Annotated in this window: 18 protein-coding genes and 3 tRNA genes; 14 read left to right on the forward strand and 7 right to left on the reverse strand. The window is 61.9% G+C overall.

The window, feature by feature from the left end; translation table 11 throughout:
* Nucleotides 1-34 precede the first annotated feature (34 nt).
* On the forward strand, nucleotides 35-268 hold the full coding sequence (locus ACMDCM_RS05455; RefSeq protein ID WP_412772616.1) for a hypothetical protein: 234 nt from the start codon (nucleotides 35-37) through the stop codon (nucleotides 266-268).
* Nucleotides 269-461: 193 nt separating this feature from the next.
* On the opposite strand, the gene ACMDCM_RS05460 is transcribed toward ACMDCM_RS05455, so the two are convergent.
* Both ACMDCM_RS05460 and ACMDCM_RS05465 read right to left on the reverse strand, forming a co-directional pair.
* Nucleotides 462-1,757 carry a polysaccharide deacetylase family protein gene (locus tag ACMDCM_RS05460; RefSeq protein ID WP_412772617.1) on the reverse strand — a complete coding sequence of 432 codons (1,296 nt, stop codon included), beginning with the start codon at nucleotides 1,755-1,757 and terminating at the stop codon, nucleotides 462-464.
* A 69-nt stretch (nucleotides 1,758-1,826) separates the two neighbouring features.
* Nucleotides 1,827-2,591 carry a polysaccharide deacetylase family protein gene (locus ACMDCM_RS05465; protein ID WP_412772618.1) on the reverse strand — a complete coding sequence of 255 codons (765 nt, stop codon included), beginning with the start codon at nucleotides 2,589-2,591 and terminating at the stop codon, nucleotides 1,827-1,829.
* Between the two features lie 124 nt (nucleotides 2,592-2,715).
* Between ACMDCM_RS05465 and ACMDCM_RS05470 the strand changes: the two genes are divergently transcribed.
* The 5 genes from ACMDCM_RS05470 to ACMDCM_RS05490 all read left to right on the forward strand — a co-directional run bounded on the left by ACMDCM_RS05470 (nucleotide 2,716) and on the right by ACMDCM_RS05490 (nucleotide 8,204).
* Complete coding sequence (locus ACMDCM_RS05470; protein ID WP_412772619.1) at nucleotides 2,716-3,075, forward strand: helix-turn-helix domain-containing protein; 360 nt, start codon at nucleotides 2,716-2,718, stop codon at nucleotides 3,073-3,075.
* 88 nt (nucleotides 3,076-3,163) lie between these two features.
* The gene (locus ACMDCM_RS05475) at nucleotides 3,164-3,982 is read left to right on the forward strand and encodes an aldo/keto reductase (RefSeq protein ID WP_412772620.1); all 819 of its coding nucleotides are present in this window, start codon (nucleotides 3,164-3,166) and stop codon (nucleotides 3,980-3,982) included.
* An 88-nt stretch (nucleotides 3,983-4,070) separates the two neighbouring features.
* A complete protein-coding gene (locus ACMDCM_RS05480; RefSeq protein WP_412772621.1) occupies nucleotides 4,071-4,868 on the forward strand; it encodes a YdcF family protein in 798 nt (265 codons plus the stop codon).
* 108 nt (nucleotides 4,869-4,976) lie between these two features.
* Entirely contained in the window at nucleotides 4,977-6,416 is a 1,440-nt protein-coding gene (locus tag ACMDCM_RS05485) for an amidase family protein (protein ID WP_412772622.1), read from the forward strand.
* Between the two features lie 288 nt (nucleotides 6,417-6,704).
* On the forward strand, nucleotides 6,705-8,204 hold the full coding sequence (locus ACMDCM_RS05490) for an NAD(P)H-hydrate dehydratase (RefSeq protein ID WP_412772623.1): 1,500 nt from the start codon (nucleotides 6,705-6,707) through the stop codon (nucleotides 8,202-8,204).
* 45 nt (nucleotides 8,205-8,249) lie between these two features.
* On the opposite strand, the gene ACMDCM_RS05495 is transcribed toward ACMDCM_RS05490, so the two are convergent.
* On the reverse strand, nucleotides 8,250-9,584 hold the full coding sequence (locus tag ACMDCM_RS05495) for a multicopper oxidase family protein (RefSeq protein ID WP_412772624.1): 1,335 nt from the start codon (nucleotides 9,582-9,584) through the stop codon (nucleotides 8,250-8,252).
* 415 nt (nucleotides 9,585-9,999) lie between these two features.
* Between ACMDCM_RS05495 and ACMDCM_RS05500 the strand changes: the two genes are divergently transcribed.
* The 7 genes from ACMDCM_RS05500 (at nucleotide 10,000) to ACMDCM_RS05530 (ending at nucleotide 18,287) form a co-directional block, all read left to right on the forward strand.
* Nucleotides 10,000-10,084 (forward strand) — tRNA-Leu (locus ACMDCM_RS05500).
* 150 nt (nucleotides 10,085-10,234) lie between these two features.
* Nucleotides 10,235-11,596, forward strand: coding sequence for a trigger factor (gene tig / locus ACMDCM_RS05505; protein WP_412772625.1), 1,362 nt, complete (start codon nucleotides 10,235-10,237; stop codon nucleotides 11,594-11,596).
* 345 nt (nucleotides 11,597-11,941) lie between these two features.
* Nucleotides 11,942-12,577: an ATP-dependent Clp protease proteolytic subunit gene (locus ACMDCM_RS05510; RefSeq protein WP_412772626.1), complete on the forward strand. Its 636-nt coding sequence runs from the start codon at nucleotides 11,942-11,944 to the stop codon at nucleotides 12,575-12,577.
* A gap of 425 nt (nucleotides 12,578-13,002) precedes the next feature.
* Complete coding sequence (gene clpX, locus ACMDCM_RS05515) at nucleotides 13,003-14,277, forward strand: ATP-dependent Clp protease ATP-binding subunit ClpX (RefSeq protein ID WP_292614073.1); 1,275 nt, start codon at nucleotides 13,003-13,005, stop codon at nucleotides 14,275-14,277.
* A gap of 306 nt (nucleotides 14,278-14,583) precedes the next feature.
* Nucleotides 14,584-17,010, forward strand: coding sequence for an endopeptidase La (gene lon, locus ACMDCM_RS05520; protein ID WP_412772627.1), 2,427 nt, complete (start codon nucleotides 14,584-14,586; stop codon nucleotides 17,008-17,010).
* Between the two features lie 315 nt (nucleotides 17,011-17,325).
* Nucleotides 17,326-17,402 (forward strand) — tRNA-Val (locus ACMDCM_RS05525).
* A gap of 27 nt (nucleotides 17,403-17,429) precedes the next feature.
* Entirely contained in the window at nucleotides 17,430-18,287 is an 858-nt protein-coding gene (locus tag ACMDCM_RS05530; RefSeq protein WP_412772628.1) for a class I SAM-dependent methyltransferase, read from the forward strand.
* Nucleotides 18,288-18,460: 173 nt separating this feature from the next.
* Here ACMDCM_RS05530 and ACMDCM_RS05535 read toward each other — a convergent pair whose 3' ends face one another.
* The 3 genes from ACMDCM_RS05535 to ACMDCM_RS05545 all read right to left on the reverse strand — a co-directional run bounded on the left by ACMDCM_RS05535 (nucleotide 18,461) and on the right by ACMDCM_RS05545 (nucleotide 20,609).
* Nucleotides 18,461-18,781, reverse strand: a complete 321-nt coding sequence (locus tag ACMDCM_RS05535; RefSeq protein ID WP_412772629.1) for a hypothetical protein — start codon at nucleotides 18,779-18,781, stop codon at nucleotides 18,461-18,463.
* A gap of 121 nt (nucleotides 18,782-18,902) precedes the next feature.
* Nucleotides 18,903-20,144 carry a peptidase T gene (gene pepT / locus ACMDCM_RS05540; protein WP_412772630.1) on the reverse strand — a complete coding sequence of 414 codons (1,242 nt, stop codon included), beginning with the start codon at nucleotides 20,142-20,144 and terminating at the stop codon, nucleotides 18,903-18,905.
* A gap of 132 nt (nucleotides 20,145-20,276) precedes the next feature.
* On the reverse strand, nucleotides 20,277-20,609 hold the full coding sequence (locus ACMDCM_RS05545) for an HU family DNA-binding protein (RefSeq protein ID WP_412772631.1): 333 nt from the start codon (nucleotides 20,607-20,609) through the stop codon (nucleotides 20,277-20,279).
* 175 nt (nucleotides 20,610-20,784) lie between these two features.
* Between ACMDCM_RS05545 and ACMDCM_RS05550 the strand changes: the two genes are divergently transcribed.
* Nucleotides 20,785-20,861: transfer RNA gene (locus ACMDCM_RS05550), tRNA-Asp, on the forward strand.
* A gap of 200 nt (nucleotides 20,862-21,061) precedes the next feature.
* Here ACMDCM_RS05550 and ACMDCM_RS05555 read toward each other — a convergent pair.
* On the reverse strand, nucleotides 21,062-21,256 hold the full coding sequence (locus ACMDCM_RS05555) for a hypothetical protein (RefSeq protein WP_412772632.1): 195 nt from the start codon (nucleotides 21,254-21,256) through the stop codon (nucleotides 21,062-21,064).
* Between the last annotated feature and the right edge of the window lie 259 nt (nucleotides 21,257-21,515).

Genomic DNA, 21,515 nt, shown 5'->3' on the forward strand with positions numbered 1-21,515 from the left:
GCCTTCTTGACCATGATGAGAGGAGTCCTCCGGGATGAAAGGCCGATCGGAGCGGAATGAGGAGGTTCGCGCCCGCAAGTCGCGCATGGACGAACCCGCCGGAAAGGGCGATGCGGACGAGGCGGCCCGCTACCTGGCGACGGCGGTCGCCGATCTCGGGCTGATTGCCCGCCGCCACGGACTGGATACCCTCGGCTATCTGCTCGACATGGCGCAGATGGAAGCCGAAGAAATCGTCAGGCTCCGCGCTGCGCGCGATCGATCCTGATCGGACGAATCCGGGTTCAGCAGGTCGCTCGATGAGAGGCTTTCACAACTTTACAGAGCTTGCTTCTGATCCCGCCGGAAGCGGAAGCTGATTATAGCGTTTTCAAGCGAAGCAAATGCCGGTTCGCGTCAAGAAAACGCATCAAAATAAAAAGTTGGAGCCCGGCTTCGAGTCCATCAAAGCCGGAATAGCTCTAATGAAAGCCGGATCGTATCACCGGCGGGCTTCCCGGAATGGCGCGTTTCGCCGCGCTCGCATCGATGGAAATCGACTGCACGTTATCATCGACCTCATCGGCGCGGCGACTTGCCCCGACGACTGGCTTGGCGTGACGCTGTAGCGGAATGACGGCCTTGAGCGGCACGGCGGATTTTTCCTGGATCGCGAATACAGTCTGTGCCGGCACCGGAAACGTGTCGGTGCTGTTGCCGGTCACCACCGCTGATTGGCGCGGCCAGGGTGATTCTTCCGGCAGCGGGACGTTGCCGCGCACGAAACGGCGCGAACCGCTGAACGCCTCCGGCAACAGAAGCAGCTTGCCGTCGCGCAGGCCGGAATCCGAGATCGCCGGAGCGGGGAAGGTCTCGGTGTTTGCAAAGCTGAAACGCGGCACTTTTGGCCAATGCGCCGAAGCGACCGCGCCAGACGCCGGATGCGCCAGCCAGTCCTGCGGCGAGGTCGGTGTCTTCGGCCGGTCGGGCGTGGCCGGCACCACGTGGACGATGTGATAGCCGCGTTCCTTCAGCGTGCGGAGAATCCTCGGCAGCGCAGCGACCGTCCGCGCCTGGATGTCGTGCAACAGCAAGATGCCTTTGCCCTTGGCCTCGATCCGGCTGATCGCGAGCTGGTAGACGCGATCGGCGGAGATGTGCCGCCAGTCGTCCGCCGGAAAATCGGCGCTCCAGACCTGAATGCCTTTGGACGCGAGGTAATCCTCGACGGCCTTCGCCCGCAACAGACCCGGAATGCGCATGAACGGTGCCACATCCGCGGGATCGCCCAATGCCGCCGTCGCGGAAGCGATGCCGTCGTCGATTTCTTTCCGGGCGCGCTCGATCGGCATCCGGTTCATGCTGAGCGGATGGTTTTGCGAATGGGTCCCGATGGAATGACCGGCCGCCAGCACGCGGCGCAGGTCTTGCGGATAGTCGTGCGCCATGCGGCCGATCGTAAAGAAGGTCGCCTTCACGCATTCCCGAGCGAGGATATCGAGGATTTGGAGAGTGTGCGGCGGCAACGGGCCGTCATCGAAGGTCAGAACCACCTCGTGATCCCTGAGCGGCAACGTTTCCGGGTATTGCATGGTGCCGATACGGGGGTGTTCGCGCGGGTCCACGACCAGCGTCCGCGAGGTTCCGAGGGCATCGGGGTTGCCGGGGCAGTCGCCTGCCCAAGCGGGAAACGCCGTGAGTTCCAGGGTGGCGGCGAACAGGCCGGCGCAAAGAATCTGCTGCGGCTTCAACCAGGCTCCATTGAATATCTTTGCCATTCGAAAAATACCTTCGCGCCGCTAAATCTAATCCGAAACTACCGGCCAGGCGATGAACGTCGCCTTAATTCATCGGTCGGCGCTTTTTGGCTTCGGAACAACGTGCACCACATGGTAGCCGTTGACGCGCATGAATTTGAGGAAATCGGGCAGCATCGCAGCGGTTTGCGCGCGAGTGTCGTGAAACAGGATGATGCCTTTCCGCGCGGCCTTGAGCCGTCCGGTAATCAGCTTCAATTCATCCTGCGGGGTCATCGGCAGCCAGTCGCTCGCCCAGAAGTCGGCTCCGAACACGACGATTCCCCTCGCTTGAAGCATTTCGAGAAGTTCAGGCGTCGACTGGAAGTAGGGAAAGCGAAAAAACGGCGTGCTCGGGACGTTCGTCGCCTTCCCGTTGAGGGCGGCTTCGTCCGCGGCGATGCCGCGATCGATGTTGTTCTTGGCGGCTTCAAAGGTCATCGCATTGAGGTGCGGGTGCGACCAGGAGTGATGCCCAAGCGTATGGCCGAGCGCCGCGGCTTTTCGGACCATGCCCGGCAACGCCTGCGAATTTCTGCCGACCTGGAAAAACGTCGCGAGCACGCATTCGCGCGCGAGCGCAGCCAGAATGCGACGCGTCGTTGCCGCAGGACCATCGTCGAAGGTGAGCACCACCTCCTTGTCGTCGAGCGGGAGCGTCTGGGGAAAGCTCTTGAGGCCGACGCGCGGATACCTGGCGGCATCGACCTCGAGAACGCGCGAGGTGCCGAGCGTTCCCGGACGCGGGCAGTCGCCGGCCCAGGCCGGGGCGTTCCATGCAACAAAAAGCAGAAGCGCAACCCTCAACCTGCCCATGGTGCGGCGGCCCGTCGTCTGTGTGTATCGTCGTGTCAGTATAGCTGATTGGCGGCCACATGCTCCAACCGTTCACCGGGCCTTAACGCGGATCATCGACCATCGTCCGACTCGTGGGGTGGTCATGCAGCGATTGCGACTGAAAGCGGACGGGCGGATCGTAGAGATCCGCGACGGACGGGAGTTTCCGCTGGCGCCGTCGATGTCCGCCGCGAATGCGAGTTCCGTTCCCAACCGTCCCGTTGCAGGATCTGCGGTGGCCGGAATGCCACCGGACGCAGAGCCCGAGGTCAGAAGCCTGCGTCGGCGGGCGGGTCTGACCCAGGTCGAATTCGCGGCGCGGCTGGGCGTTCCCGTTGAAACCATCCGGAACTGGGAACAGGGCAAGCGGATGCCGCGCGGACCGGCGCGCGCGCTTCTTGCGGTCATTGCGCACGCGCCCGAAACCGTGTTCGCTGCTCTCGACGGGCATATTGGCGGTTAACAATCCGGCCCGCTTGGCAGTCTCCGCGGCGGCACAATATTCGCGCAAAGTTCGGCTTACCTCGGCTCGACGGCCGGAGGAGGTTGCGATGCAATACGTTGAAGCCAATGGCGCGCGCATTCCGGCCATCGGGCTCGGCACGTGGGAGCTTCGCGGCCGGGCCTGCGCGCGTCTCGTCGAGCAGGCCCTCCGGCTCGGCTACCGCCATATCGACACCGCGCAGATGTACGAGAACGAACGCGAAGTCGGCGAAGGCCTGCGCGCGTCGGGCATCGATCGCGACGAGGTGTTCGTCACCACCAAGGTCTGGACCACGCATTTTGCGCCCCACGATCTCGAACGGTCCGTCAAGGAAAGCCTCAAGCAATTGCGCCTCGCGCAGGTCGATCTCGTATTGCTGCACTGGCCCAATCCGCGCATTCCGCTGTCCGAGACTTTGGGCGCGCTTGCCAACGTCAGGCGGCTCGGCATGGCGCGTTACATCGGCGTGTCGAACTTTACCGTGGCATTGATCGAGGAGGCGGTCGCGCTCTGTCCCGAACCTGTTGTTTGCGATCAGGTCGAGTATCATCCCTATCTCGATCAGACCAAAGTGCTGGAAGCGTGCCGCCGTCACGACATGGCGCTGGTCGCCTACAGCCCCATCGCCAAGGGGCGCATCAAGACCGATGACGTGTTGAGCCGGATAGGGGCCGCTCACGGCAAGACCGCGGCGCAGGTTTGCCTGCGCTGGCTGGTTCAGCAAGATGTGGCGGCGATCCCGCGGACCTCGCGGATAGAACGGCTGTCGGAGAACATCGATATTTTCGATTTCACGCTGAGCGATGACGAGATGGCGCGGATATCGGCGATGGGCAGCGCCAGGGGACGGCTGACGGATTTCGGCTTTGCTCCGAAATGGGATTAGCTCGCGGAGCGCGCGATGAACCGCGATGGGTTGATTTCGGCGCGTCGCTCGCTCATGGATGTCGTCCCTCCGCTTGCCGGCTGATCGCATGTTCTTCCTGCTTTCCAAAATCATCGGATTTGTCGCGCTGCCGTCGAACGCGATCGCGATCGTCTGCGGTCTGGGCCTGCTGTTGCTCAAACGCCGCCGCGCCGGCGCAGGTTTGCTGACAGTGGGCATCGTCTTGCTGTTGGTGTTCGGATATTCGCCGGTCGGAAATGTGCTGCTGCTGACATTGTCAAATCGTTTCCCGGCATGGCAGTATGATGGACGCGATCCCGACGGCATCATCATCCTCGGCGGCGCTATCAATGCCGGAGCATCGGTCGCCCGCGGCTCCGTGGAGACCAATGGCTCCGCGGAACGGGTGATCGCGGGGCTCGAATTGGCGCGGCGATTTCCCAAGGCGCGTGTCGTTTACAGTGGCGGAACTGGAAATCTGATCGTCAGCCGCGTGCCCGAGGCGCCGATCGCCGGGCGGCTGCTGGAGACTTTCGGGATATCGCCCGAGCGCATCATCCTGGAAAGCGATTCCCGCACGACCGACGAGAACGCGCGTTTCACCCGCAAGCTGGTTTCGCCAAAACCCGGCGAACGCTGGCTGCTGGTAACGTCGGCCTATCACATGCCGCGGTCGATCGGCGTGTTCCGCAAGGCGGGCTTCAAGGTCGAGGCCTATCCGGTCGATTGGCGCACGCGAGGGTGGGTCGATGCCTTGGTGCCGTTCGACAGGCTGAGCGCGGGCCTCGCCCGCGCCGATACCGCGGTGCATGAATGGATCGGTCTGTTTGCCTATTGGCTCACGGGGCGCAGCGATGCGTTGCTGCCGGGGCCGCGTTCCGACTAGATGCAATGGAATGTCCCATTCATTCAATACCTCTGCCCTGCACCGTGATACAGCGTTATTCGCGACGAAATTGCCACCGCTGGGCGCTTAGAGGGAGGCTAATGCGACATGGACGCACTGATTGTCGATGCCTCGGCTCAAATTGAATTATTAAATAGCAAGCGCATCAGCGCATCGGAGCTTCTTAAGCTAGCAATTGATCGCGTCCAGGCTCTAAACCCACGTTTGAATGCTATCGTTGCGCAGGATATCGAACCAGCGCTGCGAAAGGCCGAAAAGATAGACTCTCGACGAATTAAAGATGAGCACCTCGGTGCGCTTGCCGGTCTTCCCATGACCGTCAAGGACACTTTTGATGTTGAGAATCTTCCAGCATCGGCAGGTATGGAAGAACTTCTACATCGAACTGCGTCAGATGCGGTAGTCGTGAAACATGTCAAAGAGGAAGGGGCAATCGTATTCGGAAAGACCAACACACCAGTGAAAGCAGGTGATTGGCAAACCTTCAATGCGCTTTACGGCACTACCAATAACCCTTGGGACCAGAAAAGGACTCCGGGAGGGTCATCCGGTGGTTCTGCCGTCGCCGTAGCAACAGGAATGGCGTCTCTCGAAATAGGCGCCGACATCGCTGGATCGTTGCGCATACCCGCGTCCTTCTGCGGTGTCTTTGCACATAAACCGACTTACGGCGTCGTGTCCCTGCGTGGCTTGGTGCCTCCGCCCGGCTCTATTGTTGATATGGACATGGCTGTAGTTGGGCCAATCGCGCGGTCTGCGCGTGATCTCACACTGTTATTTTCCGTGATTAGCCAAACGCCTAGACACGAGCCTGCCGAGGATCGGTTACGAAATTTACGGGTGGCGCTTTGGCACGAAGAATCACTGTTCGCGCTCGATCCGCAGGTCGATTCTCGGATTACGACGCTTGGGAGAAAACTGGCCGAGCTTGGTGCGATAGTTGAGGAAATAGGCAGTCCAGTCGATTGCGAGAGGCTCCTGAGCGCTTATGCAACGCTGCTTTTTTCGATCACTTATGCGGATATGCCTGCGGCTCAGCGCGCAGCCTTCGAGATGTTGCGGTGGCCGGCAAAACTCGCGTCCAGCCTCGGTAGCAAACCGATATCGTGGGCGCACGGCATCATGGGAGCAACAGCCCGTCATTCGGAGTGGCTGAAAGCTAACGAAATTCGCGCGGTGATGGGCCGGCAAATCCAATCCCTGTTCGCAAAATATGACGTTATACTCGCGCCGGTCGCTGCCGTTTGTGCATTCCCGCACGATCATCGCCCGGCCCTCATGCGCAAACTCAAGTGCTCCGATGACCGCTCGCTTTCATACCTCGAACTAATGAACTGGGTGGCGCTGCCGACTGTCCTCGAATTACCGGCTACAACGATGCCGGCCGGCCTCACCGAGGCGGGTTTACCGGTCGGGATGCAGATTATCGGACCTCACGGGAGCGATACGCGGACACTTGGGATCGCACGAGCCATCGAACAGGAAATAGAAGGTTTTTCAGCTCCCCCCATAGCATCTATCACTTAAGTACTCGTCGTATGGACAAGGTGTTCGTCGTATGGACAAGCTTCCAGAGCTTTTTCGCTTCTGATGGATCAGAAGCGGGTTCTAGGATTTTGATTTAACGCGTTTTCTTGACGCGAACCGATATCCATCCTCCGGTCAAGCCCGAGGACGTGCTTCGCTCGAAAACGCTATAATGCACGAGGCTACCTTGCACGCAGTTGCCGCAGTCGTTTCGTTGTGACCTCATCCGAAGATCGAGCGTCGGAAATTTCATTCTCCTTGTTTGCCTCGGGATCGGGCGTTGATGCCATGGAGATTCTGACCACCAGTGAAATGGAGCAGGCCGACCGGCTCGCTATTGCGGGGGGCGGGTCGGGTTTCGCGCTGATGCTGCGAGCCGGGCAGGCGGTGGCGGACGCGGCCACCGACCTCGTCGGTCAGGGCTCCATCCTGGTTGTCGCCGGGGTCGGCAATAACGGCGGGGATGGATTTGTCGCGGCGACCGAACTGGCTGCGCGCGGCCACGACGTCTCGGTGATCCTGCTGGGCGCGCGGGACAGCCTGAAGGGCGACGCCGCGCTCGCGGCCAAGGGCTGGAAGGGGCCGGTGCTCCCTTGCGACCTGTCCGCGCTCGGCTCGCCCGCGTTGATTGTCGACGCGCTGTTCGGCGCAGGGCTCAACCGGCCGGTCAGGGGCGATCCTCTGGCGATGATCGAGGCCATCAACGCCAACGGCGCGCCGGTGCTCAGCATCGATCTGCCGAGCGGCATCAGCGGCACCACCGGCGCAATCATGGGGGCTGCGGTGCGCGCCACCGAGACCGTAACCTTCTTTCGCAAGAAGCCGGCGCATCTGCTGCTGCCGGGCCGGATTCATTGCGGCCGGGTGCGCGTTGCCGACATCGGCATCCCCGATGCCGTGCTGGACGAGATTCGTCCTGCGACCTTTGAGAATATTTCGGATTACTGGCAGGGCGCGTTTCCGGTGCCGCGCACCGACGGGCACAAATATGCGCGAGGACACGCCGTTGTCGTATCCGGCGATCTGACCTCGACCGGGGCGGCCCGATTGTCGGCGCGCGGAGCCCTGCGGGCCGGGGCGGGGCTTGTGACGGTGCTCTCCCCGGACGAAGCGCTGGGCGCGAACGCGGCGTCGCTGACCGCGGTGATGGTCCGGCGCATGAATGGCCCGGCCGGATTTGCGGACCTCCTGACGGACCGGCGCATCAATACCTGCGTGATCGGACCCGGCGCCGGAATCGGCGAGCAGACCCGTGCGCTGGTGTTGACGGCGCTCGCCGCAACCCCGGCGCTGGTGCTCGACGCCGACGCCCTGACGAGCTTTGCCGATTCGCCGGCTCGGCTGTTCGACGCGGTCAAATCCGCCGGGAGAGACGACATTGTCCTGACGCCGCACGAAGGCGAGTTCCATCGCCTTTTCAGCGAAATGAGCAACAAATATCCACTTCGCTCGAAACTTGAGCGGGTGCGCGCCGCGGCCGAGCGTTCGGGCGCGATCGTGCTGCTCAAGGGGCCGGACACCGTGGTGGCCTCGCCCGACGGCCGCGCGACGATCGCGGCCAACGCGCCGCCGTGGCTGGCCACGGCAGGCTCAGGCGATGTGCTGTCCGGCATGATCGGCGGACTGCTGGCGCAGGGCGTGCCGGCATTCGAGGCGGCATGCATCGGCGTCTGGATGCACGGCGAAGCCGGACAGGAAGCGGGTCCGGGGCTGATCGCGGAGGACCTGCCGGAGGTTCTGCCCGCCGTGTTGCGGCGGCTCTATGACCGGTTCGGGATCGATTATTAGAACGTTTTCTTCACGCGAGTACCCCCTTCGCTTCGCTTCGAAACGCTATTCCGCCACGAACCATCGCATCTTGCGCGGCGCGCTCCATTCCACCGCCATGGTCTCGACCAGCCAGGCTCCGGCGACGTCGGCGGCGAAAGCGATTCGCTGCGTCTGCCCGGCGTCGACCAGAACGGTATCCAGCCAGAACGGTTTCCAGCCGTCGTCGAGCCGATCGAGCAGACGAAAGTGGTGGCCGTGCAGATGAAACACCATGGGAACTGCTGCCGGGTTGGTCAGAGCGAGCACCACGGTTCGGCCCTGCTTGACGCGAAACGCCGGGGCCGAATCGGTGCTGAATTGCACCGGCGCCGCCCACGACGTCGGTTTCCCGCCGGAAGAGGCCAGCGGCACGTCGACGCGCAGCGCAGTCTCCAGATCGAGCCGCGCCGGCAGGCTCTCGGACGGCAATGGGGCGGGTGTCGGCAACGGTGCGGACCGAAAGGGTTTGTCGGCGGAGACGTGCAGTCGGGCGATCTGACGCGAACTCCCGCCGTCATGCAGGGTAATGGCTGATGTCGTTCCTGCGGGACGCGTTGCGTCGATAACGGCGTCGACCCGGGTTCCCGGGGCCAGCACCAATCGGCCGTTGCGCGCCAGGAACGGCTCGGCCGGCCGGCTGTCGATCGCCATGACCCGGACATCCAGATTCTGGATTCCGAGAGCGATTGCATTGCGCTGGCAGGCGTTGATGAACCTCAATCTGAGCCGTTCATTGGCCCGCAAGGTAAGGTCGAGCGCGGGCCTTCCGTTCACCAGATAGAGCGGTGCTCCGGCCGTTTTTCCGCTCGCGCCGGGAGCGATCGGGAGCCCTTCAGCGTCGAGCCGCCAGTCCTCGAGCAGCATCACCTCGTCGCGGTCGACCTCGACCGGTGTCGGTTCCTCGACGATCAGGGCCTGAGCGGGTGAGGACTGCGCCAGACCGTCGCCGAGAAGGCGGGCATCGCACAGAAAAGTTCCCGCCTGACGCAGCGGCAGAGAAAAGCGGTCGCTTCCGCCCGGCGAGACCGGCCGCCGAGCGGTCAACGGCTCGATTGAAGGCACGCCGTCCATCCCGTGCCAGTTCAGGACCAACGGCGCCGGAAGACCGTTATGCAGCGTCAAATCGATCGCCTCATCGTGGCGGAAACGCAGGTTGGCCGGGGAGCCTCCGGCTTGGAGCGTCCAGACCGCGGTTTCGTCTCGATCCGGCCCGAGCCGGAGAGGGGCCGGCGTCGCGTCAAAAGCAAGCGTTTGCGAGGTTCGCGCTTGCGCGTGGATCGCGGGCATCGGGCCCGCCGCGGCGGCCCCGATGCCGGCCAGCAGATGCCGCCGGGTGAGTTGAACTGGACGACGCGTCATCGTCGATGCCGATCATTTTCCTCGGGCCCTGTCCAGCAGTCCGGGGCGCGCCGAACGGCCATTTTTTTGCTGCGGACCGGTATCGTCATGTTATAAGCCCGCCGCATTGGGCGCGCTGAGGATGCCGGGAGATGAGCCTGGCCTTTTTTGGTGCGCCCGGTTTCAACTCATTGGAGCAGGACGTCTACCGAAAGCCGCTTCGCATTTTTCGGCATCACGCTCGGCATCACCGGCCGCACTTGATGCGCCCAGTGGTCCGGTTTTAACATTCGCATCCCGTTTCCGCAGACATTTCTGCGAATGTCGGAATCGAAGGATCGCTAGCAAATATAAAAGGCTCTCGTGGAGTTTTTGGATTTGACATTCGCTTTGCCGACTCAGCCAAGTGGTTGCAACTGTCGAATCCACTCCACCAGCGGGCGTGGCGGAATTGGTAGACGCGCTGGATTTAGGTTCCAGTGACGAAAGTTGTGGGGGTTCGAGTCCCTCCGCCCGCACCAAGCGCCTCAGCGTTTGAGCAAACGACCTCAGGCAGCTATCCGGATGGATAGATGCCGGCTGTACCACGATGCAGGCACGTCGCCGCGCATCGACCGATTGACAATGATCCGGCCGTCTCAAGCCGGGCCGAGCGGAAGAAGATTGACGCCATGCAGGTGAACGAAACCCTCGCCGAGGGACTGAGGCACGATTTCCAGATCAGCGTTACGGCCACCGAAATCGTGGCCAAGGCGGACGCGCGGTTGGCCGACCTCAGGGGCCGGGTGAAGCTCGACGGCTTTCGTCCGGGCAAGGTGCCGGTCAGCCACCTCAAGAGGGTCTACGGCCGTTCCCTGATGGTCGAAACCATCGAGGACATGATCCGCGATACCAACATGAAAATCGTCGCCGACCATGGCTTCAAGCTCGCGGGCAATCCCAAGGTGGCGATGCCGTCGGACGAAAAGGAGATCGAGGACATCCTCGCGGGCAAAGCCGACCTCAGCTACACCGTGACGATGGAAGTCGTGCCGGCGATCGAACTCGCCGACTTCAAGAGCTTCAATATCGAAAAGCCGGTGGTCGAGGTGTCCGACGCCGATGTCGACGAAGGCATCAAGCGGATCGCCGACCAGAACCGCAACTACTCCGCGCGCGGAGAGGGCGCGAAGGCCGAGAACGGCGATCGCGTGACCATCTCGTTCAAGGGCACCATCGACGGCGAGCCGTTCGATGGCGGCAGCAGCGAGGACATTCTGGTCGTGCTCGGCTCGAACGCTCTCATTCCCGGGTTTGAAGAGCAACTGGTCGGGATCGGCGTCGGCGAAACCCGCGTCGTCAGGGCATCGTTCCCCAAGAACTATGCCGACAAGGAGCTTGCGGGAAAGGACGCCGAGTTCGAGACCACGGCAAGCATGATCGAGATGCCGGAAGATACCCAGATCAACGACGAGTTCGCCCAGAGCATCGGTCTGGAGACGCTCGATCAGTTGAAAAAAGCCGTCCGCGAGCGACTCGCCGCCGAATTTGGCCGCGCCATGCGGCAACACGTCAAACGCGCGTTGTTCGACCGCCTCGACGAGACGCACAAGTTCGAAACGCCACCGACGCTGGTCGAGGAGGAATTCGAGCAGGTGTGGAATTCGATCAAGTCGGAGATGGACTCGAACAACAAGACCTTCGCCGACGAGGACACCACCGAGGAAGCCGCCAGGGAAGAGTACCGCCGGATTGCCGACCGCCGGGTGCGGCTCAGCCTGGTGCTGTCCGAGATCGGCGAAAGGAACGGCATCTCGGTCACGGATGACGAAATCAACCGCGCATTGATCGATCGCGCGCGTCAGATGCCGGGCCGCGAGAAGGAAATTTGGGATTACTACAAGAAGAATCCCCAGGCCATGGCCCAGATTCGTGCCCCGCTTTTCGAGAACAAGGTGGTTGACTTCATCCTCGAACTCGCCAACGTCACGGACAAGACGGTGACGCGCGAGGATCTCTACAAGGATTACGAGGCGAACCATGTCGCGGACTGACGGGCCGTGCATCGATCGGGCATCGGGCTCTGCCCGCGTCCGAAATTGATGCTACCGATCGAAACCGCCGTCGCGAGCGCTGTCCGCGACGTGTCGCGTGCTCCGGGTCGGGCTGGACTGGCGGCCGGGGTGCGAATCGCCAAATCGGACCATGGGGGCCACGCCGCTCCGCGCTGCTCTCTTGTCGTCAGAGCCATCGGCTCATATCTTTGGGCCGTGCTTGCTTGTCCTGCATCACGCGACGTTCATCCGCACCGGAAAACGCGAGACCGCCGGTTGCGTCTCGGATGTTTCTCGTCGGATGTTCCTCGCCGCCAACTGCTGACACAAACTTTTGGGTGATCAATGCGCGATCCAGTCGAAACCTACATGAACCTCGTGCCGATGGTGGTCGAGCAGACCAACCGCGGCGAGAGGGCTTACGACATCTTTTCCCGGCTGCTGAAGGAGCGCATCATCTTCGTGACCGGCGGGGTCGAAGACAATATGTCGATGCTGATCGTCGCCCAGCTCCTGTTTCTCGAGGCCGAGAATCCCAAGAAGGAAATCTCGATGTACATCAATTCGCCGGGCGGCGTGGTGACATCGGGGCTCGCGATCTACGACACGATGCAGTTCATTCGTCCGCCGGTCGCGACGCTGTGCACCGGGCAGGCCGCGTCGATGGGCTCGCTGCTGCTGGCTGCCGGCGAAAAGGACATGCGGCATGCGCTCCCCAACGCGCGCATCATGGTGCATCAGCCCTCCGGCGGCTTCCAGGGGCAGGCGACCGACATCATGCTGCATGCCCAGGAAATCCTGAACCTCAAGAAGCGGCTCAACGAAATCTACGTCAAGCACACGGGACAGACCTACAAGGCGATCGAGGATGCGCTGGAGCGCGACAAATTCCTTACCGCCGAGATGGCTCGCGATTTCGGCCTCGTCGACAAGGTGATCGACAAGCGCGCTGAAGAGCCCGCCGCTCCCAAGGCTTCATGATCATAATTCCGGCCCATCCTGCGATGGGCGGGCCGGGTTACCCCGGAGCCGATTGTACCGCGATACTTTCTGAAAAGTTCCTTTTTGGTGGCGTTTCCGCTTGACTGACGTGATAATCGCGCAACGCTGGGATGAATTCGGTCAAAGAGAGTCGCGTTGTCGAGGCAAATGGCGCTATTGTTACAATGCGGAGGGCCGGCCGATTAGCGAATTCTTGATAGTCGGCGGGCACCATGGTTCGCTGGCTGGGTTCAGTTAGCGAGGATGCGCAGGAGAATCGAGTTAACCGCGATTCGCGCGGATTGAGAGTGCAGGGTCTTCCTGGTACGGACTTTGCTCCTATGTGACCTCGCTTCCTCGGATGTGCCGGAACGGAGCGGGCGAACAGGCGGACTGGCGAGACCGAACGGCGGACGGAGACAGGAATGAGTAAGGTCGGTACGGGCGACTCCAAGAACACGCTCTATTGCTCGTTTTGCGGCAAGAGTCAGCATGAAGTGCGCAAGCTGATTGCGGGTCCTACCGTATTTATCTGCGACGAATGCGTTGAGCTGTGCATGGACATCATTCGCGAGGAGAACAAGTCCTCGCTGGTGAAATCGCGCGACGGCATTCCGACTCCGAAGGAAATCTGCAAGGTCCTGGACGATTACGTCATCGGACAGGGCCATGCCAAGAAGGTGCTGTCGGTCGCGGTTCACAATCACTACAAGCGGCTCAATCACCAGACCAAGCACAACGACGTCGAACTCGCGAAGTCGAACATCCTGCTGATCGGTCCCACCGGATCGGGCAAGACGTTGCTTGCGCAGACGCTGGCGCGCATCCTCGACGTTCCGTTCACGATGGCCGATGCCACCACGCTGACCGAAGCCGGCTATGTCGGCGAGGACGTCGAGAACATCATCCTGAAGCTGTTGCAGTCCGCCGACTACAACGTCGAGCGCGCGCAGCGCGGCATCGTCTATATCGACGAGATCGACAAGATTTCGCGCAAGTCCGACAATCCCTCGATCACCCGCGACGTGTCGGGCGAGGGCGTGCAGCAGGCGTTGCTGAAGATCATGGAGGGCACGATTGCGAGCGTGCCGCCGCAGGGCGGTCGCAAGCATCCGCAGCAGGAGTTCCTCCAGGTCGATACGACGAATATCCTGTTCATCTGCGGCGGCGCGTTCTCCGGCCTGGAGAAAATCATTTCGGCGCGCGGGCGGACCACCTCGATCGGTTTCGCGGCGCAGGTGCTTGCGCCGGAAGATCGCCGCACCGGTGAAATCTTCAGGCATGTCGAGCCGGAGGATTTGCTGAAGTACGGCCTGATCCCCGAATTCGTCGGGCGTCTGCCTGTCGTCGCCACGCTCGAGGACCTCGACGAAGCGTCGCTGAAGAAGATCCTGACCGATCCGAAGAATGCGCTGGTGAAGCAGTATCAGCGGTTGTTCGAGATGGAGAACATCGAACTGACGTTCGCCGACGAGGCGCTCGGCGCGGTCGCTCGCAAGGCGATCGAACGCAAGACCGGCGCGCGCGGATTGCGCTCGATTCTCGAAAGCATCCTGCTCGAGACCATGTTCGACCTTCCGGGTCTGGAAGGAGTCGAGGAGGTCGTGATCTCGCGCGAAGTGGTTGAGGGAACCGCGCGACCGCTGTACATTTATGCGGATCGCTCGGACCGCGCGAGCGAGACCAGCGCCAGCGCTTGATCGAGGCGTTTGAGGCGCTCTTGTCGACGCAAGACGTCGCCGCCGGTCGTTCCGCGCGGCGCGTGGCGGCTATGCAAGCGGCGGTTCCGGACTCCCTGAAAGCTGCCGCTTTCCTTCACTTGACACGCTGGCGGTTGATGGCCACCTAATGCTGTCGGCGGCGACGCATGTGGCGTTCGCGGCACCAGGGCAGGTAAGGCACCGGATCGCAAAGCCCCATCCTTCTCCGGAAAACTCGGCACCTTGTGGCGGTTGCGCACGATCTGCGGGCTGCGTACAAGGGGGCGCAACAAAAGGAACAAGGCTATGACCGCCTCAAAACCCCGGCCAGCTATCGTTCACGGCGAAACCAACACCTATCCCGTTCTTCCGCTTCGCGACATCGTCGTTTTCCCGCACATGATCGTGCCGCTGTTCGTCGGCCGCGAGAAATCGATCAAGGCGCTTGAAGAGGTCATGAAGAACGATGCGCTGATCATGCTCGCGACGCAGAAGAACGCGTCGGACGATGATCCCGCGCCGGACTCGATTTACAAGATCGGAACGCTCGCCAGCGTGTTGCAATTGCTGAAGCTCCCCGACGGCACCGTGAAGGTGCTGGTGGAGGGCCTCGAGCGCGCGCGTGTGGAGACATATTCCGACCGCTCCGATTATTATGAAGCGACCGCCGTCGCGCTGGCCGACACCGACACCAACAGCGTCGAAGCGGAGGCGCTTGCGCGTTCCGTCGTGTCGGATTTCGAAAGCTATGTGAAGCTGAACAAGAAGATCTCGCCCGAGGTCGTGGGTGTCGTGCAGGCCATCACGGATTTCGCCAAGCTCGGCGACACCGTGGCCTCGCACCTCGCCGCCAAGATCGCGGATCGGCAGGGCATCCTGGAGACGCTGTCGGTGACGGCGCGCCTTGAGAAGGTGCTCGGACTGATGGAGAGCGAAATCTCGGTCTTGCAGGTCGAGAAGCGCATCCGCTCGCGCGTCAAGCGCCAGATGGAGAAGACCCAGCGCGAGTATTACCTCAACGAGCAGATGAAGGCGATCCAGAAGGAACTCGGCGACGACGAGGGCCGCGACGAACTCGCCGACCTCGAAGAGAAGATCGCCAAGACCAAGCTCTCGAAGGAAGCGCGCGAAAAGGCCCAGCACGAGCTGAAGAAGCTGCGGCAGATGTCGCCGATGTCGGCCGAGGCCACCGTGGTGCGCAACTATCTCGATTGGCTGCTGTCGATTCCGTGGGGCAAGAAGTCCAAGGTCAAGAAGGACCTCAACGCCGCGCAGGAGGTGCTCGACGCCGATCACTACGGGCTTGAGAAGGTCAAGGACCGCATCGTCGAGTATCTCGCGGTGCAGTCGCGCGCCAACAAGCTGACCGGGCCGATCCTGTGCCTCGTCGGTCCGCCCGGCGTCGGCAAGACCTCGCTCGGCAAGTCGATCGCGCGAGCGACCGGCCGCGAATTCGTGCGCGTGTCGCTCGGCGGCGTGCGGGATGAAGCGGAGATCCGCGGCCATCGCCGCACCTATATCGGCTCGATGCCCGGCAAGATCATCCAGTCGATGCGCAAGGCCAAGACCTCGAACCCGCTGTTCCTGCTGGACGAGATCGACAAGATGGGCGCCGATTTCCGCGGCGATCCGTCGTCGGCTCTGCTCGAGGTTCTCGATCCGGAGCAGAACTCGACGTTCAACGATCACTATCTGGAAGTCGATTACGATCTGTCCAACGTGATGTTCATCACGACCGCGAATACGCTGAATATTCCGGGGCCGCTGATGGACCGCATGGAGATTATCCGGATCGCGGGCTACACCGAGAACGAGAAGATTGAGATCGCGCGCAAGCATCTCATACCGAACTCGCTCGCCAAGCATGGCCTGGATTCGAAGGAGTGGTCGATCGATGACGAGGCGCTTCTGCTGATCATCCGCCGCTACACCCGCGAAGCGGGCGTGCGCAATCTGGAGCGTGAGCTTTCCACACTCGCCCGCAAGGCGGTGAAGGAACTGATGCTCTCGAAGAAGAAGTCGGTGAAGGTGACCGAAAAGGCCGTCGAGGAATTTCTCGGCGTGCCGAAGTATCGCTACGGCGAGATCGAGGCCGACGATCAGGTCGGCGTCGTCACCGGCCTGGCGTGGACCGACGTCGGCGGCGAGTTGCTGACGATCGAAAGCGTGATGATGCCCGGCAAGGGCCGCATGACGGTCACGGGCAACCTGCGCGACGTGATGAAGGAATCGATCTCGGCTGCGGCATCCTATGTCCGCTCGCGCGCGATCACCTTCGGGATCGAGCCGCCGTTGTTCGAGCGGCGCGACATCCACGTCCATGTTCCCGAGGGGGCGACCCCGAAGGACGGTCCGTCGGCCGGCGTTGCGATGGCGACGACGATCGTGTCGGTGCTGACCGGAATTCCGATCCGGCGCGACATCGCGATGACGGGCGAGATCACGCTGCGAGGCAGGGTCTTTCCGATCGGCGGCCTGAAGGAGAAGCTTCTTGCTGCGGCCAGAGGCGGTATCAAGACTGTGCTGATCCCGGAGGAAAACGCCAAGGACCTGACGGAGATTTCCGACGCTATCAAGGGCGGACTGGAAATCATCCCGGTTGCGAGGATGGACGAGGTGATCGCCAAGGCGCTGGTGCGGCAACCGAAGCCGATCGTCTGGGAGGAAGATCCCAACCTCCCGGTCAATCCCGATGCGGCCGAAGAGGCTGCGGGCGGTCTTACGGCGCACTGACTGAGTGTCTTCGATAAACCCATGAAACGGCGCCCCTTGGGGCGCCGTTGCTTTTTGACCGGGTCGTGCCGGATGATCGCAACGGATATCGAGGACGAAACGACTTGCGGCTTTCGTGCCTCAGCGCCCGGATCGGCGAGCATCGGATGGACCCGGGTTGCAACGGCGGCCGGCGGCTTGCGTGCCGGGAGGCGTCGGCGCTAGAGTCTTTTCCGTTTCATGGAAACGGTAAAGACTCTAGATTCTTGATTTGACGCGTTTTCTTCACGCGAACCGGATTCCACTTCGCTCGAAAACGCTATAAACAGGAGGGGAGGGCGGCTAGCTCAGCTGGTTAGAGCATCTCGTTTACACCGAGAGGGTCGGGAGTTCGAATCTCTCGCCGCCTACCATTGATTGAAGTTTCTGCGGGAGCGGCGATGGCGGAAGTCCCCCAGACGCGGAACGCGGACCAGATCGCTTACTGGAACGGACCCGGCGGTCAGCGCTGGGTCGACCGGCAGCAGGCTCAGGATGAGATGCTTGAGCCGGTGTCCGCCATCCTGCTCGATCGCGCCAGACCCCGGCCCGGCGAGCGCGTTGTCGATGTCGGCTGCGGATGCGGGGCGACCACGCGTGCGTTCGCTGAAAAAGTCGGCGCTTCGGGCCGCGCTCTCGGCGTTGATGTCTCCGCGCCGATGCTGCAACGGGCCAGGCAGGTTGCGCCACAAGGGGCTCCGATAGAATTCCAGCTCGCTGACGCCAGTGTGTATCCGTTCAAGCCGGGATGGTTTGACCTGATTGCGTCCCGGTTCGGCGTGATGTTCTTCGCCGAGCCGGGCGCATCGTTCGCCAATCTCAGGAAGGCAATGCGGCGGGACGGCCGGCTGACCTTCGTATGCTGGCGCGAACCTCGGGCCAATCCCTGGCTGATGGCGCCGCTCCAGGCTGCTTACCGTCATGTCCCGAAGCTGCCCGAAGTCGGACCGGAAGACCCGGGTCCGTTTTCGCTCGCATCCGAAACGCGCGTTCATCGCATTCTCGGCGAGGCAGGTTTTTCCGACGTGGCGATGGAAGCTTGCGATCTCACGTTGGATGTCGCGATCGGAAACGGGCTCGACGCCGCCGTCGAATCGGCGCTTCGGATCGGCCCCACCAGTCGCGCGATTGAGGGACAGCCTGCCGATATCGTCGCCGCTGTGAGGGCGTCCGTCCATGAAGCGCTCGCGCCGTTCGTCCAGGGGCAGGCCGTGATGCTGCCGGCATCGATATGGATCGTATCCGCGCGCAATCCGTGATCGCGGTGGCCGAGAGCATGGCCTGTTCAAGGTCAATCGGGCTGCCGGACATGCTTCCAGAGGAGAAATGCGCTAGAGTCTGTTCCAACTGCGTTGAACCAGACTCGTCGCTTATCTTTTTGTTTGAGCATGATCTTTTCCGAAAACCGGTTTCCACTTTTCGGGATCATGCGCTAGCAATATCCGTAGAGCCCGCAGGCATAGGGCAGCCGATCGAAATAGTAGCTCAGGACGGAGCGATCCTCGTAGTAAGGGCGATAGTAGAAGTCGTTCGGCCGTCCGTAATAGCCGGGCACCGGCGGCGGAATCCGAAACCGATAGAGCGCGCTCTCCGGATAATCCTTCTCCTTCTCGCGCACGACGCGGACGCGCGGAGCAGGCGCCGGTTCGGCGAAGATCGCGCCGATGCGGCTATGCATCGGAAGATCGGCGGCGGAGCCCGCGCCTCCCGTCACGAAAAGGCCGATGACCGCAATCGTTATGGCGCGCAGCATTTTTGATCCTCGGTGATTCGACGATCATATCTGCTGGCGTTTAGGAAAGATTAACGATGTCGCGCCGGTTGCACGCGACCTTTGCGGTCCAAAAGTCGTTGCTGCCACGAGATAAAGGGCGTCAGGCGCGCTCTTCCCAGATCGCGGCGAGATGAACGATGGTCCGGACGGCTGCCTCCATGTCCTGCACGCTGACCCATTCGGTGCGTGAATGGAATGCGTGCTCGCCGGCGAAGATATTCGGACACGGCAGTCCCATGAACGACAGCCGCGAACCGTCGGTGCCGCCGCGAATGCTGCCTTTGACCGGCGTGAGGCCGGCGCGGCGGATCGCTTCCATCGCGTTGTCGACGATCTCGGGGTGGCGCTCCACGATCTGCTTCATGTTGCGATACTGCGGCTGGATCTCAAGCCGGCAGGTCGACTGCGGGAAATCCTCCATGACGTCGCGGATGATTTTCTCCAGCAGGACTTCCTTTTCCTTCAGGCCGGCCTCGGTGAAATCGCGCACGATAAAACTCAGCGTCGCGCGCTCAAGCGTGCCGCTGATGCCGATCGGATGCAGGAAGCCCTCGCGGCCCGCGGTGGTCTCCGGCGAGCACGCGTCTTTCGGAAGCCGCTCGACAATGCGGGACGCGATCTTGATCGCGTGCTCCATCTTGCCCTTGGCGAAGCCGGGATGGGCGCTGACCCCCTCGATGGTAACGACAGCGCCATCGGCCGAGAAAGTCTCGTCCTCGATGTGACCCGCGGTCTCTCCGTCGATGGTGTAGGCGACGTCAGCGCCGAGTTTTTTCAGATCGACCTTGTCGACGCCGCGCCCGATTTCCTCGTCAGGCGTGAAAAGGATCTTGATGGTGCCATGCTTGATTTGGGGATTGGCCAGCAGAACCTGCGCGGCGTCCATGATCTCGGCGACGCCCGCCTTGTTGTCGGCGCCGAGCAGCGTCGTGCCGTCCGAGGTGACGATGTCGTTGCCGACCTGATCGGCGAGCGCCGGATTGTCGGCGATGCGGATCGCCTGCGACTGATCGCCGCAGAGCACGATGTCATTGCCGCGATAATCCCTGACGATCTGCGGTTTGACGTTCGCACCTGAACAGTCCGGCGATGTGTCCATGTGCGAGCAGAAGCAGATAACCGGAACCTGCTTGGAACTGTTCGCGGGGATTGTCGCATACACGTAACCGTGCGGGTCGAGATGAGCATCGGCGACGCCGATCTCCTGCAACTCGCGCACGAGCAGACGTCCAAAATCCTTCTGCTTATCGGTGGACGGACAAGTTGACGACGTCGGGTCCGACTGGGTGTCGATGACGACGTAGCGCAGGAAGCGCTCCGTCACCGTATGTTTGAATATCATGGAGCGGCCATCGCATCTCGGGGCAGGGGCCGTATACTCCGGAAATCAGGTCAATAAAACCGTTCGTTCCGGCTCTGCCCGTGGCGATCGGGTCTGACTGACAGAGCCTCGGCAATTCGAATCGGGGGCCGGTCAGACGGCTTCCTTGAGTTCTTTTGCGGCGCGGAACGCGACCTTCTTCGAAGCCTTGATATGAATGGCTTCGCCGGTGGCCGGGTTGCGGCCCATACGGGCGGCGCGTTTGCGGACTTGAAGGATGCCGAGACCGACGATGCGGATGCGATCGCCCTTTTTGAGGTGCTTGGTGATGCGGGTGACCATGTCGCCCAGGATGGCCTCGGCAGCCTTCTTCGACAACTCATGGTCTTCGGCCAACGCTGCCGCGAGATGCTTCAACGTCACGGTGCTTGGGGTTGCTGCCTTCTTTGCCATCTGGCCCTCCTCGTCGTCGCCTTCGGAAAACAAGGCGTATCAGGCCTTGGTTGATTCGGGGAGATGCTGGCCAGGGCGTTTTGCCTGTAAACAGCCTGTTTTTTGCATCGACCTCGCGGAAGTGCCCTTGAGTCAAGGGGATTCGCAACTGCCTTGACTTGGAAAGGCCCCGCCTTTAAGCCCTCACCCCTGTGCGGACATGGCATCCGCGGGAGTAGCTCAGTTGGTTAGAGCGCCGCCCTGTCACGGCGGAGGCCGCGGGTTCGAGTCCCGTCTCTCGCGCCAGTGTTTTCAAAGACATAGCACAAGTCGGCGTGCCCTTTTTCCGACTCCGCCTTGGCCACGCTTCGACTCCTGTCATCGTTGCGATTCCGCTCGCATGTGCGCTGCGGCTCGACTTCGACTACAGTCGGCGTTTCTCTTGCGCATCGCGCTTCATCCTCGCCAACGATGACCGCTTCGGGTCTGTCCCGAAAGGTCCGAGATCACCTGACCAGGAGTGTTCCTGCACTGGTTATCATTGTCGGTTGTCCGGCCCTGATCACATGGGCGGTCTGAACGAAATCGCCGCTTGAGCGGACGGACGAGCCGAAGGCGGCCAGCGCAGCGCCGAGGACCAGCGCAACGGCCACGATCTTCAGATGGGTGGCGCGGTCTGCGCTTTGGATCGAATGGTTCATGGTCGCCTCCTGTCTGCGGCCCGTTCGTACGCCGCCGAACCGTCGACAGGAGCAATAGATACGGTCTGTTTCAGAAAGGCTTCGCGGGTTGCCCAAAATGGTTTCGTTCGCCTGGCTTTCGGGCGCGAGCGGTCGCGTTTTATGGAATGTGGGCGGTTGGGGTTTGCGAGGCTGTCCGCAATCCTTGTCAACCCGCAAAATTTCGGTCTTGGGTGCGTCAAAATAGGCTATCTTGCCACCCCAGTTGCGCTGGGCTAAA

The sequence above is a fragment of the Nitrobacter sp. genome, assembly GCF_047149785.1.
In the GTDB taxonomy this organism is placed as follows: domain Bacteria; phylum Pseudomonadota; class Alphaproteobacteria; order Rhizobiales; family Xanthobacteraceae; genus Nitrobacter.